This window comes from Halegenticoccus soli, assembly GCF_002844195.1.
GTDB lineage: Archaea > Halobacteriota > Halobacteria > Halobacteriales > Haloferacaceae > Halegenticoccus > Halegenticoccus soli.
This window is the reverse complement of sequence record NZ_PEND01000001.1, coordinates 514,610-532,255: the sequence shown is the minus strand read 5'-3', so window position 1 is coordinate 532,255 and position 17,646 is coordinate 514,610. Positions and strand designations below refer to the sequence as shown.

The following is a 17,646-nucleotide window of genomic DNA, read 5'->3' as shown; positions in this document are numbered from 1 at the left end:
GCGGCTCGCCGCGCAGTAACGCCCCCGAGCGGCGGCCGTCGGACGCCGCACGGTCGTCCGCCGTTCCGGGCGCGTCCGCCCTCGCCGCCGCGGTCGGCCGAGCGCCGGCGATCGCGGAACGCCGCGGGCCGATCGCGGAGCGACCGCCGTCGATACCTGTCTTCCGGAGGACAGAACCGTTCTTCTGCTGATCCTTATGTGGCTGCCGCGGCTCCGACCCGATACCGTGCACCATCCCGGTCCTCCCCGATTCACGAGCGTCGGCGAACGGATCGAACTCGCCCCGCGCGACCCGAATCCCGACGCGACGTACGAGTGGCGGCTCGTCGACGCGCCCGCGGACAGCCGTGCCCTTCTCGGCGACGGCCCCGTCGTCCACCTCGCGCCCGACGTGCCCGGCACGTACGTCGCCGAACTGGACGCCCCCGACGGCACGCACGCAGTCACGGTGCGGGCGTTTCCGGACCCCCGACGGGAAGCCCGATTCCGCGTGGACGAGACCGACGCGAACGGCGACCTCGACGGCGTCGAACGCGCGACCGTCATCGGGGCGTTCAACGACTTCACGATGGGCGTCCACCGCGCCGAGCGCGAGGGCGACGCGTGGGCGCTCGACGTGCCGCTCCCGCCGGGCGAGCACGAGGCGATCTTCGTTTTCGACGACGAGTTCGAGCGGTACGCGACCGCGGAGGCCGTCGTCGAGGGGCCCGGCCGCCCCCGCGTCCGCCTCGACGGACGCCGCGACGGCGACGAGGTCGTCGTCGCCGCGACGGCCCGCGCCGCCCCCGACGGGAGCGATCCGACGGTCGAGTTTCACCTCGACGACAGGGACGCCCTCGGGCGCGACGACGCGACCGTGTACGAGATCTTCGTCCGCGAGTTCGCCGGCGAGTCGGTCGACGCGACGTTCGCGGAGATCGAACGTCGCGTCGACTACCTCGACTGGCTCGGGGTCGACGCCGTGTGGCTGACCCCCGTCTGCGAGAGCCCCACCCGCCACGGCTACCACATCACCGATCTGTTCGACACCGCTTCCGACCTCGGCACCCGCGAGGAGTTCGCGTCGCTGGTCGAGCGGCTCCACGAGGCCGACATCAGGGTGATCTTCGACCTCGTGATCAACCACACCTCGCGCGATCACCCCGCTTTCCAGCTCCACCGCGCGGGCGTTCCGGACTACGCCGACCGCTACGAGCGCGTCCCAGCCGAGCGGGACGCGTCGGGGGTGAACTGGGCCGGCGATGACGCGCCCGGCTACTACTTCAACTGGACGAGGATACCGAACCTGAACTACGACTCGCTGGCCGTCCGGCGGTGGATGCTCGACGTGATCGACGCGTGGGCGCCCCTGGTCGACGGCTTTCGCTGCGACGTGGCGTGGGGGGTCCCCCACGGCTTCTGGAAGGAAGTCCGCGAGCGCGTGAAAGCCGACGATCCGGACTTCCTCCTGCTCGACGAGACCGTCCCGCGGGACAGCGCCTTCCGCGAGAACGAGTTCGACCTCCACTACGACACCGACCTGTACTTCGCGCTGCGGGACGTGGGTACCGGCGACGCGCCGGCGCCGGCGCTCTTCGACGCGCTCGCGGACGCTCGACGCCGCGGCTACCCCGACGAGGCGGTCCACATGCGCTACGTCGAAAACCACGACGAGGAGCGGTACGCGACGGAGTGCGGCGACGGCAGCCTGCGGGCGGCCGCGGCCGCGACGTTCACCCTCCCGGGAGCGCCGCTGCTCTACTACGGGCAGGAGCGCGGCGTCCCCGAGCGGCGCGGGACGATGCGCTGGCACGACGGCGACGCCGGGCTGACCGCGTTCCACCGGCGGCTCGTCGAGCTTCGGAACGAGCAGCCGGCGCTCCGCGCCCCGAGCGTCGAACCGGTCGGACACGACGTGGCCGAGGGGGATCCCGATCGGGTCGTCGCGTACGAGCGCGCGAGCGGGGACGATCGGCTCGTCGTCGTCCTGAACTTCGGCGTCGACCCCGCGACGGTGACGCCGGCGCGGCCCGTCGACACCGAGAACCTGTTCGACGGGACCGACGCGAGCGACGACGACGGGGTTCGGGTCCGCGACGTCGCCGTGCTGCGCGCGCGATAGTCGGATCGGAACTCTCGACTGCGGCGGTCCGGCGGTCCGGCGGTCGTCTCGGTATCCTGCGATCGATGCAGTCGAGCGTCTCGATGAAGCAGAGTGACCCGACGCTATCCGATTGAGAGTCCCGTTCGGAACGAAGTGAGGAAGTGGGTTGGGGCAGATTTGAACTGCCGGCCTCCTCCATGTCAAGGAGGTGTCATAACCAGACTAGACCACCAACCCGGTTACGCGCTTTCCGAACGCACTCTAACGTATCGCAGCACAGTAATTGAACCTTTCGAAACGTCGTGCCGCCGGGTGGTTTCGACGAAACCGCCGCCTCCGGGTCGGAATCGTCGGTCCTTCCTCGACACCTGCGGCGTTTCCGAGTCCGGCCTCCGAACGGAGGAACGACGGTCCGACCGGCGACGCTTCGACTTCCCAACAGGCTTAAGTCGATGTACTCATTTGTACATTACAACTCGAATCCATACAACGGTGATACACAATGCAGGACTACATCGAACGCGTGGCGGACGGGGAGGATCTGACGCTCGCCGAGGCGCGCGAGGCGGCCGGCGCGATATTCGAGGGGGCGACCGAGGCGCAGATGGGCGCTCTCCTGGCCGCGCTCCGCGCCAAAGGCGAAACCGAGGCGGAGATCGCCGGCTTCGCGCAGGGGATGCGCGACGCCGCGCGGACGATCGAGCCGGATCGCGCGCCGCTCGTCGACACGTGCGGCACCGGGGGCGACGATCACGACACGATCAACGTCTCCACGACGAGCGCCATCGTCGCCGCCGGCGCGGGGGCGGCGGTCGCGAAGCACGGCAACTACTCCGTCTCCTCGTCGTCGGGGAGCGCGGACGTGCTGGAAGTCGCGGGCGTGAACGTCGAAGCCGAACCGGCCGCCGTCGAGCGCGCCATCGAGCGCGACGGCATCGGCTTCATGCTCGCGCCCGTGTTCCACCCCGCGATGAAGGCCGTCATCGGCCCGCGGAAGGAGCTCGGCATGCGGACGATCTTCAACATCCTCGGACCGCTCACGAACCCCGCCGGGGCCGACGCGCAGGTGCTCGGCGTCTACGACCCCGCTCTCGTCCCGGTGATCGCCCGGGCGCTCGCGCACATGCCGGTCGAGCGCGCGCTCGTCGTCCACGGCGCGGGCATGGACGAGATCGCGATCCACGCCGAGACGACGGTCGCCGAGATCGACGGCGAGGACGTCGCGGAGTACACCCTCTCGCCCGAGGATCTCGGCCTCGCGTCCGCGCCGGTCGAGGCCGTCGCAGGCGGGACCCCCGAGGAGAACGCCCGCGACCTCCGCGGGATCGTCTCCGGCGAGGTGACCGGCCCGAAGCGGGACATCATCCTGGCGAACGCCGGGGCGGCCGTGTACGTCGCGGGACTCGCCGACACCGTCGAGGAGGGCGTCGAACGGGCCCGCGAGGCCGTCGAGACGGGGGCGGCAGCGGCGAAGTTCGACGACCTCCGTGGCGCGACGGTCGAAGCGCCGCGGGGTGACTGACGGTGCGGGTCAAGATCTGCGGCGTCACGCGGGAGGCCGACCTCCGGGCCGCGGCGTCGGCCGGCGCGGACGCGATCGGTCTCGTCTCCGAGGTGCCGGTCGACACGCCCCGGGAGATCGATCCCGGTCGGGCCGCTGAGCTCGCCGCGGCCGCGCCGCCGTTCCTCGCGACGACGCTCGTGTCGATGCCGGAGTCGCCGGACCGGGCGGCCGAGCTGGCGAAGATCGTCCGCCCAGACGTGCTGCAGCTCCACGGGACAATCGACCCGGACGAGCTCCGGTTCGTCCGCGCCGAGGTGGAGACGAAGGTCGTCGTCGCCGTCGCGTGCGACGAGGCCGAGCGGGCCCGGGCGCACGACGGCGTCGCGGACGCGATCCTCGTCGACTCGGCGTCGGAATCGGGCGCTGGCGGCACGGGCGAGACCCACGACTGGGAGCGGACGCGCGACCTCGCCCGGACGCTCTCCTCGCCGGTGATCCTCGCCGGCGGGCTCACCCCCGAGAATGTCGCCGAGGCGGCGGCCACCGTCCGCCCGTACGCCGTCGACGTCGCCTCGGGCGTCGAAGCCGACGGCGGCGTCAAGGATCACGACGCGGTGCGACGCTTCGTTCGAAACGCCGGCCGCGAGTCCCTCACGGAGGTCGAGACGTGCCGTCCGGCGGAGTGAACGGCGCCGCGCTCGACCGATCGCGCGAGGAGTTCGTCGACCTCGCGGCGTCGGCCGACCGGCCCGCCGTGGTGCGCGTCGCCGCGGCGCTCGACCCCGAGGCGACGCCGCTCGCCGCCTACGCGGCGCTCGCGGATCGGAGCGAGTACGGATTTCTCCTCGAAAGCGCCGAGAAGGTCCAGTCGAGCGATCCGAACGGCGCGTTCTCGCCCGACGGGGCGGACGCGGACCGGCACGCGCGGTACTCCTTCGTCGGCTACGACCCGGACGCCGTCGTGACCGTCGGCCCCGACGGAAACGACGTGAAGGCGCTCGACGAGCGAACGGCCGAGCTGGTGGACTTCGCCGACGAGGGCGACGAGGCGGGCGACGGAGCGGCGGGCGAGGTCGAAGAATCGGAAGCCGACGGCGACGTGCTCGACGCGCTCCGCGACGCCCTGCCGGACGTCGAACGCGTCGGGTTCCCGGAGTCGGACCGCCAGCAGCTGGAGGGCGGACTGGTCGGGTTCGTCGCCTACGACGCCGTCTACGACCTCTGGCTGTCCGAGGTGGGCGTCGAGCGGCCGGATCCCGTGCTGCCCGACGCGCAGTTCGTCCTGACGACGAGGACGCTCGTCTTCGACGAGGTCGAAGGGACGGCCTCGCTCGTGTTCACGCCCATCGTCAGGCCCGGAGACGACGCCGGGGCGGTGTACGACGACCTCGCCGCCGAGGCCGACCGCGTGAGCCGAACGATCGCGGACGCCGGCGCGCCGGACACCGGCGGATTCGTCCGGTCGGGCGAGACGGCCGGACCGCGCGAGGAGTACGAGGCCGCCGTCCGGAAGGCGAAGCGACACGTCCTCGACGGCGACATCTACCAGGGCGTCGTCTCCCGCACGCGCGAGCTCCGCGGCGAGATCGACCCGCTGGGGTTCTACGAGGCGCTGCGCGGGATCAATCCCTCGCCGTACATGTACCTCCTGCGGCACGGCGACCTCTCCGTCGTCGGCGCGAGCCCCGAGACGCTCGTGTCGGTGCGGGGGCGGCGCGTCGTCTCGAACCCCATCGCGGGGACGTGCCCGCGCGGGACGAGCCCCGTCGAGGACCGGCGACTGGCGGGCGAGATGCTCGCCGACCCGAAGGAGCGGTCGGAGCACACGATGCTCGTCGACCTCGCGCGCAACGACGTCCGCCGCGTCGCCGAGCCCGGCAGCGTCCGGGTCGAGGAGTTCATGAACGTCCTGAAGTACTCGCACGTCCAGCACATCGAGAGCACCGTGACGGGGACGCTCGCCGAGGGGAGGGACGCCTTCGACGCGACGCGGGCGGCCTTCCCCGCCGGGACGCTCTCGGGCGCGCCGAAGGTCCGTGCGATGGAGATCATTGACGCGCTCGAAGGCGGTCCTCGCGGCGTCTACGGCGGCGGCGTCGGCTACTACTCGTGGACGGGGGACGCCGACTTCGCCATCGTGATCCGGACCGCGACGATCCGCCGCGGCGACGACGGCGACGAGGACGAGATCACCGTGCGCGCCGGCGCGGGCGTCGTCGCCGACAGCGACCCCGCGGCGGAGTACGAGGAGACCGAACAGAAGATGGGCGGGGTGCTCGCCGCCATCGAAGCGATCGAGCGCGAGCCGCCGCGGGAGGTGCCGAGGTGAGGCTCGTCGTCGTCGACAACTACGACTCCTTCACGTACAACCTCGTTGAGTACTTCTCCGAACTGCGGTCGCCCGCGTCGGGCGAGCCGGTCGCGGTGGAGGTGCTCAAGAACACCGCGAGCCTCGGGGACGTCCGCGCGGCCGACCCCGACGCGCTCGTCCTCAGCCCCGGGCCCGGCCACCCCGCGAACGAGCGCGACGTGGGCGTGACGGCGGGCGTGTTGCGCGAGCTGAGCCCGGAGATCCCGACGCTCGGGGTCTGCCTCGGGCTGGAGGCGGCGGTTCACGTCTACGGCGGGACCGTCGGCCGCGCCCCGGAGCCGGTTCACGGCAAGGCGTTCCCGATCGACCACGACGGCCGCGGGGTGTTCGCCGGGCTCGAACAGGGGTTCCAGGCCGGCCGGTACCACTCGCTCGTCGCGACCGAGGTGCCGGCGTGTTTCGAGGTCAGCGCGACGACTGAACACGCGACGAATCGGCAGAACCCGGACGGAGTTCGGGAGCTCGTGATGGGCATCCGCCACCGGGAGTTCCCGATCGAGTGCGTGCAGTTCCACCCCGAGAGCGTCCTCACCGCGGTCGGCCGCGAGCTCGTCGGCAACTTCGTCCGGTGCTGCGCCTCCGCGGCGACGGCGAGCGCCGAGACCCGGTGATCAGATTCCCGCCCCGAGCATCGACAGCAGGAGCAGCGCGCCGACGACGACCGCGCCGACGGTCACGACCCGCCACGCGACGCGGAGGACGAGCCGTCCCACCAGGACGACGACCCCGACGGCGACGAGAACGGCGAACGCCCGTCCCAGCGGCAGTCCCGACAGCACGGCGGACTGGAGGACTGACAGGAACGCGACGATACCGGTGAGCGTCATGTGGGCTAGAAGTACCATCTAGTAGATAAATCTGTGGGGTATCGCCGCTCGGCGGCGGTCGCCGTCGCCGCGGCGTACCTCCGGTGGCGCGGAGTCGTGTCCGTGAAAATTTCCCGTCATATCAGGTACGAACGGAATTCGGAGGCCGATTTTCGCCACCGACTCGCGGGGTCGTCGCTCGCCCGGACGACGCGGCGCGCGCGGGACCGCAACCCCCCTTTCGTTCCACTGGACGTCCCGACACCGTCTCTCGAATCTCGGGCCGAAAGGATCACTTTCGCCGCGCTCCAACTAGCGTTATGGGCGTTCCGTTCGACAGGGTTCTACGTACGCACCGCCGCGCCGACGGCGAATTCGGTCGAACAGACACATGAGTGATAATTATTCCCCGACTGATCGTCTACCGAGACCGAAGGATTAAGGGATCCAGTCCGACACAGGAACACCGTCATAAATGAACGAAACAGAGACAGTCACTTCACGCGGAATCGCCCGGCACCGAGCCGCCGGGCGGGGGGCACAGTGAGATGAGCCGCGCCGATCTCAGCGCCGACGAGCTCGTCCTGCCGATCAAGCGGACGGACGGCGAGACGCTGGAGGAGCGCATGACGTCGAACGCCTACAACAACATCCTCCCCGCGCGCTACCTCCGGAAGGACGCGGACGGGAATCTGATCGAGACGCAGGAGGAGTTGTTCGCACGCGTCGCGAAGAACATCGCCCTCGCGGAGGCGGTCTTCGAGGCCGAAAAGCGAGACGTCGAGGTCACCGTCCGCCCCGACCAGCTGAAACCCGGTCACCCGCGCCGCGACGAACTCGCCGCGGAGGTCTTCGGCGCGGGCGTCGCCGCGGACGACGAGGCCGAGACGGCGCTCTCGGTCTACAACGTCAACAAGTTCGCCTACGATACGGTCGTCCCCGAGCTCCCCGAGGAGATCCGCGCGGCCGTCGAGGAGACCCGCGAGGAGTTCCAGGAGCTGATGGAGATGCTCTCTTTCGTCCCGAACTCGCCGACGCTCATGAACGCCGGCGACGAGCTCCAGCAGCTCTCTGCGTGTTTCGTCGACTCCCCCGACGACGACATCACGGACATCCACCAGACGATGCAGGAGGCCGCCGAGGTCTTTCAGAGCGGCGGCGGCATGGGCTACGCCTTCTGGCGATTGCGGCCGTACGGCGACGCCGTCGGCTCCACGGGCGGCATCGCCTCCGGGCCGATCACGTTCATGCGCACCTACGACCAGATGTGCGAGACGATCGCGCAGGGCGGCGCCCGACGCGGCGCGCAGATGGGCGTGATGCGCGTCAGCCACCCGGACGTCATCCAGTTCATCCACGCGAAGAACAAGGACGTCTCGCTCGCGCACTCGCTCCGGCTCAACGACCCGGACGACTACACCCACACGACGTTCAAGGAGGCGCTCGAAGAGGCGCGCGAACTCATCGACGAGGAGGGGCGCGTCCCGAAGCACCTCCGCAACGCCGTCGAGGGCCACCTCTCGAACTTCAACATCTCTGTCGGCGTCACCGACGACTTCATGGAGGCGCTGTACGCGGACGAGGAGTTCGTCTTCACCAACCCGCGGACGGAGGAGCCGCACGTCGCCACGCCCCAGACGAAGGAGCTGTACGACATGTTCGGCCTCGGCGAGCACGTCGAGGTCGGCGAGGTGCTGTCGATCCCCGCGAGGGAGATCTGGCAGCACATCGTCGAGGGGGCCCACGAGAACGGCGAGCCGGGCGTGATCTACCTCGAACGGGTGAACAAGGAACATTCGTTCGACGTGGAGGAACATCCGGATCACAGGATCCTTGCGACGAACCCGTGCCTCACCGCCGAGATGGAAGTGCAGTTGGCTGATGGCACGACCGAGCCGATCGGTGAGTTGGCGGAGAGGGACGAACCGGTACACGTCCGTACGCTCGACGGAGGCGAAGTCAGCTCTCGTCCGGCGAGGGCGTTCAAGACGAAGGAGGACGCCGACGTGGTTCACGTCACGACGGAGTCCGGCGCCTCCATTCGCGTGACGCCGGACCACAGGATCCGCAACGCGGACGGTGACTGGATCGAAGCGGCCGACCTTTCGACCGGGGATTCCATCGTGGCCCTGTCACGGGTCCTGGCCACGTCGCAGGGACCGGTTCAGGAAACAATCGTCGAGACCGTCGAACGCGTCGAAGCCGACGGGAGCGAAGACGTGTTCGACCTCACCGTGGAGGGTACTCACAACTTCTTCGCAAGCGAATCCGGCGAGGTCACAATTAACGTCCACAACTGCGGGGAACAGCCGTTGGAGGAGTACGAGGCGTGCAACCTCGGGCACATCAACCTCTCGACGCTGGCGGCGCGCGACGCGCCCGACTGGCGCGTCTGGTCCGAGGCGCACCTCGACGAGTACGACAGCTACGAGGACGCCGTCGCGGCCTTCCTGGAGGAGGCGATCGACTGGGAGGAGTTCAACCACCGCGTCGAGTACGGCACGCGCTTCCTGGAGAACGTCGTCACGATGTCGGACTTCCCGGTCGACAAGATCGAACAGAAGGTCCGCGAGATGCGGAAGATCGGCCTCGGCGTCATGGGCCTGGCGCAGCTGTACATCCAGCTCGGCATCCGCTACGGCTCCGACGCGGGCAACGAGGTCGCCCGGCAGGTGATGACCCGCATCAACCACGGCTCGAAGTGGACCTCCCACGAACTCGCGAAGGAGCGCGGCAGCTTCGAGGACTGGGCCGACTCGAAGTACGCGAACCCGACGGAGTACCGCGAGTGGTTCGAACACCACACGGGGCTCGACGCCGACGACTGGGCGGACGGCTTCCCGATCCGCAACCACAACACGACGACCATCGCGCCGACGGGCACCACCTCGATGGTCGGCAACACGACGGGCGGCTGCGAGCCGATCTACAACGTCGCCTACTACAAGAACGTCTCCGACGACGTGCAGGGCGACGAGATGCTCGTCGAGTTCGACGACTACTTCCTGCGCGTGCTGGAGGCCAACGACATCGACGTCGACGAGGTGAAGCGCGAGGCGCAGGAGCAGATGGCGAACAACGAGTTCGACGGCGTGGACTCGCTGTCGACGGTGCCCGACTCCATCTCCGAGCTGTTCGTCGTCACGGCGGACCTCACCGGCATCCAACACGCCGCCGTGCAGTGCGCCTGCCAGGAGGGCGTCGACTCGGCTATCTCGAAGACCTGCAACTTCCCCAACTCGGCCACGGTCGAGGACATGGACGAGGTGTACCGGTACATCTACGACCACGGCGGCAAGGGCGTCACCGTCTACCGCGACGGGACGCGCTCGAAGCAGGTGCTCACGACCCGCGCGAAGAACGCGGAGTTCTCCGACGACGAGGAGGCCGCGGCGGCAATCGTCGAGGGGATTCGCGAGGTCTTCGGCGGCATCGAGGGCTTCCTCGACAGCGAGGAGGTCCGCGAGGCGCTCGGGGACGACCTCGACGCCCTCGGCGCGCGCGTCGGCGGGGACGGCAGGAGCGAGATGGGCAGCGGCAAGAAGCGGCCGCGCCCGGACGTGCTGTACGGCGTCACCCAGCGCATCGACACGGGCTACGGGAAGCTCTACGTCAACATCAACGAGGACGAGAACGGCGAGCCGTTCGAGCTGTTCGCCAACATCGGCAACTCCGGCGGCTTCACCGCCTCGTTCACGGAGGCGCTGGCGAAGACGATCAGCACGGCGCTCCGCTCGGGCGTCGACCCCGAGGAGATCGCCAGCGAGCTGCAGGGGATCCGCAGCCCGAAGGTCGCCTGGGACAAGGGCGAGCAGATCAACTCCATCCCGGACGCGATCGGCACCGCGATGCGCCGCTACCTCGACGGCGAGATCGAAAAGCCGTACCCGAAGCAGACGAACCTGAGCGAGGTCGAAGAGGAGGCGAGAAAGCAGGAGACTGACGGCGGCGCGGCGGTCGCCGACGGACCAGACGCGTCGACGGACGCCCCCGACGAGACGCACGACGCCACCCAGGACCTCCTCGACGCGGGCGAGAGCCCCGAGTGTCCCGAGTGCGGCAGCATGACGCTGTACTTCTCCGAGGGCTGTAAGACCTGCGAGTCCTGCGGCTGGTCGGAGTGCAGCTGAGCTAGCGCGTCCGACGGACCGACTCCGGTTTTTCGCGGCGTCGTCGATTCGAACGATCGGAAAAAGGGCGTTCAGCGGTCCTCACCGTCACTTCGTCGGCTTGCGCTCGGGCATCTCCGCGCCGGTCCGCGCGCCGTAGAGCTGGTACGCGAAGTACAGCTCGTACAGGCCGGCGAGCCCGACGACGACGTAGACGGCGGCTTCGATGGCCGGGACGGAGCCGAAGACGAGGTTCACCAGGTTCCAGTTGGAACCGGCGAACTCCCCGAGTCCGACGAGACCCCAGTTGATCGCGCCGACGATGACGAGCGCGAGCGAGATCCAGTCGAGGAAGGTCGCCCGGATTCGTCCTTCGTACTTCATCTGTGTTTCACCTCTCGGTTACTCTATTGGTCGCGTGACGGAATCAAGTTAACGCCGTCCGGCGATTCTGGGGATTCGACGGGGGCGACGGGCGCGGGTATCGAGACGAGAGGGAGCGGAGTCGGATGGACGACGGACGACGGACGGGCGGCAGTCGGACGACGGACGAGCGACCGCCGCGGGCGTAACAGTGATGCGCGAGGCGCGGCGTGTCCACGTATGGACGAAGAGCGGACCGAGGGGACGAGGGGTCGCCCGTGTCCCCTCTGCGGGGCGTCGATGGCCCGCCGCCACTGCAAGTACGTCTGTCCGGCCCACGGCGTCGTGTACGACTGCAGCGACACGTTCTGGTAGGGGAGGAGGGGGTCGCGGTCCTCACGCCGGACGGTCGGACGACCGACCGCCACCCCCGACGCTCCGCGGATCGGCGATCTGTCGCCCTCTTTTCGGAGCCGAAGAGCACGAAGCGTTATGTCAGTTGGCTCCCAACGACCCGACGTCAAAATGAGCGGTCGGAGCGACGCGCAGACGACACTGCCGCCCATCCCTCCACATGGTAGCTGACGAACGAGTCGAACGGAGCAAGACGATTCAGCGTCGGACCGGGAAAACCTTCCACCTCGCGACGCGGCTCCTGCCGAAGCGAACGCGGCGCGCGACGTACGTCCTGTACGCGTTCTTTCGGATCGCGGACGAGGTCGTCGACGGGGGGATGCCGAAGGCGCCCGAACGGCAGCGCGCCGAACTCGAACGCATCCGCGCCGAGGCGCTGGGCGAGCGCGAGGCGACCGATCCGGTCCTCGCGGCGTTCGCCGAACTCCGCGAGCGCTACGGGATCGACGACGAGGACGTGAACGCGTTCGTCGACGCGATGGCCACCGACATCGCGAAGCGCCGGTACGCGAGCTACGAGGAGCTCGAAGCGTACATGGACGGGTCGGCCGCGGCGGTCGGTCGGATGATGACGGCGGTGATGGGCCCCGAAGAGCCGGAGAAGGCGCTGCCGCACGCCACGGCCCTGGGCGAGGCGTTCCAGCTGACGAACTTCGTCCGCGACGTCCGCGAGGACGTCGAAGAGCGCGATCGGATCTACCTGCCCGCGACCACGCTGTCGGACCACGGCGTCACGGAGGGGCAGATACGGCGATTCGAGATGGACGATCGGTTCGCCGCAGCCGTCAGAGCTGAACTCGCGCGGGCCGAGGGCCTCTACAGGAAGGGCGTCACCGGGATCAAGTACCTCCCGCGGGACTGCCAGTTTCCCGTGCTCCTCGCGGCCGTCATGTACGCCGAGCACCACCGGCTCATCCGGCGGCGGAACTACGACGTGCTCTCCGAGACGCCGCAGCTCGGGACGCTCCGGAAGCTGACGCTGCTCGCGAAAACGCGCTGGCACTGGGCGTGGAGCAAGGATCCGGCGACCGTGTTCCGGAGGGCGAGCACCGTCTCGGACCGCGAACCGACCGCCGCCGGGCGCAAGTGCACCGAGTGGCTCCCGATACGGTAGTCAGCGGAACGGCGACCGTCGGACCCGGAGCAGTCCCGCGTCGAACCGCTCGGTCCGGAGGAGGCCCACGCCGAAGACGCCGGCGACGACGACCGGAATCCAGTTGTCGAACCAGGCGTTGATGCCGCCCCAGAGGATGACGAAGCTCACGAGGTCGTCGAGCACGAACTCGCAGTCTGCGAGCCGGGCGCGGAGCCCTCGCCGGTCGAACACCCGGTCGAGCGTGACCACCGCGACCGTCGCGCTCAGCACCCAGCCGGCGTAGTTCGACAGCGGAACGCCGTAGAAGACGCCGCCGCCGGGGTACACCCAGAAGCCGAGCGCGACCGCGCCGGGATCGAGCACCGCGTCCATCGCGAGCACGGCCGCGACGACGACGCCCAGACGGACCCCCGTTCGCTCCGCGCGCCCGCCGAGGAGCAACAGACAGAGCAGGTACGCGTTCATCACGAGGGGGAGGAAGAAGACGGGCAGGCCGACCGGAACGCCCGCCACGGTCGGCCCCAGGTCGATCCCGTAGAAGAACTCCCCGTAGGGGAACCCGGTCTCGATCCCGACGTACTCGACGCCGTAGGAGTAGAGCGCCAGCGCGAGGACTCCGACCGCCGCCCGGCGGTCGACGAGCGGGGCGACGCCGGCGACGAGCGGCGAGCGCATCACGACCGTTCCGAGGAGGATCAAGAGCGGATTGAACGCGAGCGGCGCCGGGAGCCACCCTTCGGCGCTCGCGACCAGAAGCACCGCGCCGTTCAGCGGGAAGAACACGGAGATCGTGAAGCGGTTCTCGCGGACGAGGCGGTCGAACCGGGCCTCCGCCTCGCGCCGGGTCGACGGCACCCGCTCCGAGAGCGCCCCGGCGTCAGCCATACGCGACTCTCCACAGGCCGCCGAGGGTCATGGCCATCCCCGCGACCGCGTTCAGCGCGGGGAACCACCAGTACGCCCGCTCGACGTCGACGCCGGAGCGGTAGACGAAGAGCGCGAAGAGGGGGTACGCGAGCAGCAGCGCGCCGAGACGGAGGTCGAGGAGGCCGAACGCCCCGGCCGCGAGGAGCCAGCAGCCGGCGCAGTAGGCGTACGTGCGGGACTCGCCGAGGACCGTCGCCGTCGTCCGGATGCCGGCATCCCGATCCGGGTCGATGTCGGGGATCGCCGAGAAGGTGTGCATCCCCATCGTCCAGAGCACCCCTCCGACCACGGCGAGCGCCGGCGGATGCGCCCCCGACACCGCCGCGTAGGCCGCCGCGCCCGGGAGGACGTACAGGCCGTTCGACAGCGAATCGAGAAGCGGCGTGGTCTTGAAGCGCAGCGGCGGCGCGCTGTACTCGACCGCGAGGACGAAGAAGGCCGCGAGCCACGGTCGCGCGATCTGGGGGACGACCGCGAGGAGGGCGACGCCGAGAAGGCCGCTCGCGGCGACCGCGAGGGGGACCGCCGCCCCGCCCTCGTAGCGGACCTCCCGGTCGTCCTTCTTCGGGTTCTCCGCGTCCGCGTCGGCGTCGAACACGTCGTTGACGCCGTACAGGAGGACGTTCGCCGGGACGAGGAAGTAGCCGAACAGGGCGAGCGCGACCGGCGCGAACAGGTCGGCGGCGGCGTCAGCGCCGAACGCGACGCCGACGAGCACGGGACCGGCGAGATAGAGCCAGAATCGCGGCCGCGAGAGCTTCAGCAGGTAGCGCAGACGGACCACCTCATCTCACTCCCACGTCGCGTTCGTTTCGCACTCGTTTCGTGTTCGTCTCCAACGCGTCGCGTTCGTTTCGCGTGCGTCTCGCTCCCGTCGCGTTCATCTCACACTCGTCCCGACTCTCGTTCGCGCTTCGCCATCGCCTCGGCGGTCAGCCGACCGCTGATGAGACACATCGGGACCCCGATTCCGGGCGTGGTGTACGATCCGGTGAAGTAGAGGCCCTCCATCCCCTTCGAGGCGCGGGGCGGGCGGAACAGCGCGGTCTGTCGGAGCGTGTGCGCCAGACCGAGCGCCGACCCCTTCGTGCTGTTGTAGCGGTCGGCGAAGTCGGACACGCAGAACGACTCCTCGAAGACGATTCGGTCGCGGAGGTCGACGCCGGTGTGCTCCGCGACGTCGGCGAGCACGAGGTCGCGGTACTCGCGCCGCCGCTCGGGCGCGTCGTCCAGCCCGGGGGCGATCGGCACGAGCACGAACAGGTTGCTGTGGCCCTCGGGGGCGACCGCGTCGTCCGTCTGCGACGGAACACAGACGTAGTAAGCGGGGTCTTCCGGCCACCCCGGGTCGTCGAAGATCGTCTCGAAGTGCTCGTTCCAGTCGGTCGGGAGGACGAGCGTGTGGTGCGCGAGCGGGTCCACGTCGCCCTCGACGCCGAGGTACAGGAGGAACGCCGACGGCGCGTAGGTGCGCGACTCCCAGTAGTCGGCGTCGTACTGGCGCTTTTCGGGCGGGAGGAGGTCCTGCTCCGTGTGGGCGTAGTCGGCGTCGGAGACGACGAGGTCCGCGAGGAACGACTCGTCGCCCGCCGTGCGGACGACGAACCCGCCCCGCCGACCGCGGATCTCGGTGACGGGGCGGTCCACGCGGAACTCGACGCCGAGTTCCCGCCCGAGCGCGGCCATGCCGTCGACGACCGCGCCGACTCCGCCCGCGGCCGAACTCCGGTCGGACTCCGACCCGCCCCCGTCGGTCGGGCGGGGGTAGTAGACGCCGAGGTTGAAGTCGACGTGGCTCATCAGGTTGTAGAGCGCCGGCGTGTTGTTCGGCGCGCCCCCGAGGAAGACGAGGGTGTACTGCACGATCTGCTGGAGCTTCGGGTGGTCGAAGTAGTCCTCGACGTGACCCTGCATCGACCCCACGAGCGACAGCCCCCAGGCGTGCCTGAGCACGTCGGGGTCGACGTAGTCGCGCAGTCGGGGGCGGTCCTCGTAGACGAAGTGGCGCATCCCGATCTCGTAGTTGCGCTTCGACTTGTCGAGGTAGCGTTCGAACGCCTCGCCCGCGCCGGGTTCGTACGACTCGAACGTCTCCCGGTTGGTCGCGAGGTCGGGGACCATGTCCACCCGGTCGCCGTCCTTGAAGAAGATGCGGTAGTGGGGGTCGAGCCGGACGAGTTCGTAGTAGTCGGACGGGTCCCTGCCGAAGTAGCCGAAGAAGTCCTCGAACACGTCGGGCATCAGGTACCACGACGGGCCCATGTCGAACCGGAAGCCGTCGCGTTCGAGCCGACTCGCCCGGCCGCCGAGCTGCTCGTTCTTCTCCAGCAGGGTCACGTCCGCGCCGGCGTCCGCGAGGTAGCAAGCGGTCGAGAGGCCGCCGAACCCCCCGCCGATCACGACGACCGACCGCCCGTCGAGCGACCGGAGTCGCTCGCGGAGCCGGCCCCGGTCGCCGTCCAGCCCGGAACCGAAGCGGGAGGAAGCATCGCCGGGGGGGGAGACAGACTCGGGGGCGTCGTCGCCGAGACCGAGGAACGAAAGCGGGTTCATGCGACCTGATAGGTGCGTCCGGAGCATAAAACGACTGACTGCGGGGCGGCGGCCGCCGACCGTAGCTTTAGGTCCGGACCCTCCCTACGCCGTCCATGGACGGGAAAACGGTCGTCGTCACCGGCGCGAGTCGCGGCATCGGCGAGCAGGTCGTCCGCGCGTTCGCCGCCGAGGGCGCCCACGTCGTCTGCTGCGCCCGAGACGTCGACGCCCTGGAGGCGGTCGTCGACGACGTCGAAACGTCCGGCGGGCGGGCGTCGGGCCTGCGGGCGGACGTGCGCGACGAGTACGACCTGGAGCGGCTGATGGAACGGGCCGCCCGCGTGAACGGGGAGATCGACGTCGTCGTCGCCTGCGCCGCGGTCGCCCACGGCGAGCCCGGAGCGACGCCACTCGCCGACGAGCCCTACTCCGGGTTCGACGACACGCTCCGGACCAACGTGCGCGGGGTGTTCGCGGCCGTGAAGGAGGCGCTGCCGCACCTCGCCGGGGACGCCCGCGTGCTGATCCCCTCCGGCTCGGTCGCGCGCGACGCGAAGCCCGGAACGGGCGCGTACGCGGTGTCGAAAGCCGCCGCCGAGGCGCTCGCGCGGGGGTTCGCGGCGGACGTCGAACAGGCCGTCGGGATCGTCGACCCCGGGCTCATCGGGACGGACCTCAGCGGCGGGCGGGGCCGCGATCCGGCCGACGTGGCCCCGATGTTCGTCTGGGCCGCGACCGAGGTCGACCCGGACGAGTTGAACGGCGGGCGGCTCGATCTGAAGGCCTGGCGGCGGGCGACGCGGTAGCCCGGCGTTCACCACGCCTCGGCGTACTTCTCGACGAGCGAGTCGACCGTCTTCGGCGGTTCGTCGAACCACCTGGCTTCGAGCGCCTCCTCGGAGTCGTTCTCCGAGGTTCCGCTCTCCGGCGTTTCGCCCTCGTCTTCCGGCGTCCCGTTCGCCGCCGACGCCGCGAAGAACGCGTCGAGGGTGTACAGCAGCCGCTCGTCCTCGTCGTCGTCCGGGAGGTACTGGAGCTGTCGGACGAGCCGGAGGCCGTCGATCTCGCAGGCGACGCCGGCCTTCTCTCGGACCGCGCGGACCGCCGCCTCCTCTAGCGACTCGTCCGCCTCGCACTCGTCGCCGGGGGCGGTCCACCGCTCCGGCCCCGACTCCGTCCGAACGAGGAGCACCCGCCCCTCGTCGTCGGTGACGAACGCGACGCCGGCGTCGAGAAGCCCCTCGGGCGCGACGCCGACCATGTCCTCGAAGCGGGTCACCGGCACCTCGACGCTCTCCTCCTCGACCGGGCAGTCCCCGTACTCCTCCCGCAGCCGCTCGCGCAGTTCGTCCGTACGCTGTTGCGTCCGCTCGCCGATGGACATACGACTAGTCCCGGCAGCCAGGAGCATAACCGCGGTGGCCCGTCCGACGAACCG

General features: G+C 69.8%; 15 protein-coding genes and 1 tRNA gene. 9 read left to right on the top strand and 7 right to left on the bottom strand.

What is annotated here, in order from left to right; translation table 11 throughout:
• Positions 1–226: 226 nt before the first annotated feature.
• A complete protein-coding gene (locus CNO20_RS02745) occupies positions 227–2,101 on the top strand; it encodes an alpha-amylase family glycosyl hydrolase (RefSeq protein ID WP_101295007.1) in 1,875 nt (624 codons plus the stop codon).
• Between the two features lie 144 nt (positions 2,102–2,245).
• Here the strand turns inward: CNO20_RS02745 and CNO20_RS02740 are convergent.
• Positions 2,246–2,320, bottom strand: a tRNA-Val gene (locus tag CNO20_RS02740).
• A 265-nt stretch (positions 2,321–2,585) separates the two neighbouring features.
• Here CNO20_RS02740 and trpD point away from each other — a divergent pair.
• From trpD to trpG, 4 genes are read left to right on the top strand one after another with little or no spacing between them, the layout of a single operon-like run.
• Positions 2,586–3,605, top strand: a complete 1,020-nt coding sequence (gene trpD, locus CNO20_RS02735) for an anthranilate phosphoribosyltransferase (protein WP_101294483.1) — start codon at positions 2,586–2,588, stop codon at positions 3,603–3,605.
• 2 nt (positions 3,606–3,607) lie between these two features.
• Entirely contained in the window at positions 3,608–4,273 is a 666-nt protein-coding gene (locus CNO20_RS02730; RefSeq protein ID WP_101294482.1) for a phosphoribosylanthranilate isomerase, read from the top strand.
• The gene (gene trpE / locus CNO20_RS02725) at positions 4,255–5,916 is read left to right on the top strand and encodes an anthranilate synthase component I (protein WP_101294481.1); all 1,662 of its coding nucleotides are present in this window, start codon (positions 4,255–4,257) and stop codon (positions 5,914–5,916) included. The genes CNO20_RS02730 and trpE overlap by 19 nt, the downstream gene beginning before the upstream one ends.
• Positions 5,913–6,569, top strand: coding sequence for an anthranilate synthase component II (gene trpG / locus CNO20_RS02720; RefSeq protein ID WP_101294480.1), 657 nt, complete (start codon positions 5,913–5,915; stop codon positions 6,567–6,569). Before trpE ends, trpG begins: the two co-directional genes overlap by 4 nt.
• On the opposite strand, the gene CNO20_RS02715 is transcribed toward trpG, so the two are convergent.
• Positions 6,570–6,785 (bottom strand): DUF8029 family protein, encoded by a 216-nt coding sequence (locus CNO20_RS02715; protein ID WP_101294479.1) that lies wholly within the window; start codon positions 6,783–6,785, stop codon positions 6,570–6,572.
• Between the two features lie 527 nt (positions 6,786–7,312).
• Between CNO20_RS02715 and CNO20_RS02710 the strand changes: the two genes are divergently transcribed.
• A complete protein-coding gene (locus tag CNO20_RS02710; RefSeq protein ID WP_101294478.1) occupies positions 7,313–10,894 on the top strand; it encodes a TSCPD domain-containing protein in 3,582 nt (1,193 codons plus the stop codon).
• An 87-nt stretch (positions 10,895–10,981) separates the two neighbouring features.
• Here the strand turns inward: CNO20_RS02710 and CNO20_RS02705 are convergent, their stop codons facing one another.
• Positions 10,982–11,257 (bottom strand): DUF378 domain-containing protein, encoded by a 276-nt coding sequence (locus tag CNO20_RS02705; protein WP_101294477.1) that lies wholly within the window; start codon positions 11,255–11,257, stop codon positions 10,982–10,984.
• A 219-nt stretch (positions 11,258–11,476) separates the two neighbouring features.
• Here CNO20_RS02705 and CNO20_RS24020 point away from each other — a divergent pair, with 219 nt between their 5' ends.
• Positions 11,477–11,611: an HVO_2523 family zinc finger protein gene (locus CNO20_RS24020; protein WP_269844113.1), complete on the top strand. Its 135-nt coding sequence runs from the start codon at positions 11,477–11,479 to the stop codon at positions 11,609–11,611.
• Positions 11,612–11,810: 199 nt separating this feature from the next.
• Positions 11,811–12,764 (top strand): phytoene/squalene synthase family protein, encoded by a 954-nt coding sequence (locus tag CNO20_RS02700; protein WP_101294476.1) that lies wholly within the window; start codon positions 11,811–11,813, stop codon positions 12,762–12,764.
• Here the strand turns inward: CNO20_RS02700 and cruF are convergent, their stop codons facing one another.
• The 3 genes from cruF to CNO20_RS02685 all read right to left on the bottom strand — a co-directional run bounded on the left by cruF (position 12,765) and on the right by CNO20_RS02685 (position 16,226).
• A complete protein-coding gene (gene cruF, locus CNO20_RS02695) occupies positions 12,765–13,631 on the bottom strand; it encodes a bisanhydrobacterioruberin hydratase (protein ID WP_101294475.1) in 867 nt (288 codons plus the stop codon). It abuts the gene before it with no gap.
• A complete protein-coding gene (locus CNO20_RS02690; RefSeq protein ID WP_101294474.1) occupies positions 13,624–14,457 on the bottom strand; it encodes a prenyltransferase in 834 nt (277 codons plus the stop codon). Before CNO20_RS02690 ends, cruF begins: the two co-directional genes overlap by 8 nt.
• Before the next feature lie 101 nt (positions 14,458–14,558).
• Positions 14,559–16,226, bottom strand: a complete 1,668-nt coding sequence (locus CNO20_RS02685; protein ID WP_101294473.1) for a phytoene desaturase family protein — start codon at positions 16,224–16,226, stop codon at positions 14,559–14,561.
• 95 nt (positions 16,227–16,321) lie between these two features.
• On the opposite strand from CNO20_RS02685, the gene CNO20_RS02680 reads away from it, so the two are divergent.
• The gene (locus tag CNO20_RS02680; protein WP_101294472.1) at positions 16,322–17,014 is read left to right on the top strand and encodes an SDR family NAD(P)-dependent oxidoreductase; all 693 of its coding nucleotides are present in this window, start codon (positions 16,322–16,324) and stop codon (positions 17,012–17,014) included.
• Positions 17,015–17,022: 8 nt separating this feature from the next.
• On the opposite strand, the gene CNO20_RS02675 is transcribed toward CNO20_RS02680, so the two are convergent.
• Positions 17,023–17,592: an NUDIX domain-containing protein gene (locus CNO20_RS02675; protein WP_158237354.1), complete on the bottom strand. Its 570-nt coding sequence runs from the start codon at positions 17,590–17,592 to the stop codon at positions 17,023–17,025.
• Between the last annotated feature and the right edge of the window lie 54 nt (positions 17,593–17,646).

What these genes read in the sequence shown, in the direction of transcription:
- trpD (WP_101294483.1), top strand. Translation starts at nt 2,586, where the DNA reads ATGCAGGACTACATCGAACGCGTGGCGGACGGGGAGGATCTGACGCTC.
- CNO20_RS02715 (WP_101294479.1), bottom strand. Translation starts at nt 6,785, where the DNA reads ATGACGCTCACCGGTATCGTCGCGTTCCTGTCAGTCCTCCAGTCCGCC.
- CNO20_RS02710 (WP_101294478.1), top strand. Translation starts at nt 7,313, where the DNA reads ATGAGCCGCGCCGATCTCAGCGCCGACGAGCTCGTCCTGCCGATCAAG.
- CNO20_RS02705 (WP_101294477.1), bottom strand. Translation starts at nt 11,257, where the DNA reads ATGAAGTACGAAGGACGAATCCGGGCGACCTTCCTCGACTGGATCTCG.
- CNO20_RS24020 (WP_269844113.1), top strand. Translation starts at nt 11,477, where the DNA reads ATGGACGAAGAGCGGACCGAGGGGACGAGGGGTCGCCCGTGTCCCCTC.
- CNO20_RS02700 (WP_101294476.1), top strand. Translation starts at nt 11,811, where the DNA reads ATGGTAGCTGACGAACGAGTCGAACGGAGCAAGACGATTCAGCGTCGG.
- cruF (WP_101294475.1), bottom strand. Translation starts at nt 13,631, where the DNA reads ATGGCTGACGCCGGGGCGCTCTCGGAGCGGGTGCCGTCGACCCGGCGC.
- CNO20_RS02685 (WP_101294473.1), bottom strand. Translation starts at nt 16,226, where the DNA reads ATGAACCCGCTTTCGTTCCTCGGTCTCGGCGACGACGCCCCCGAGTCT.
- CNO20_RS02680 (WP_101294472.1), top strand. Translation starts at nt 16,322, where the DNA reads ATGGACGGGAAAACGGTCGTCGTCACCGGCGCGAGTCGCGGCATCGGC.
- CNO20_RS02675 (WP_158237354.1), bottom strand. Translation starts at nt 17,592, where the DNA reads ATGTCCATCGGCGAGCGGACGCAACAGCGTACGGACGAACTGCGCGAG.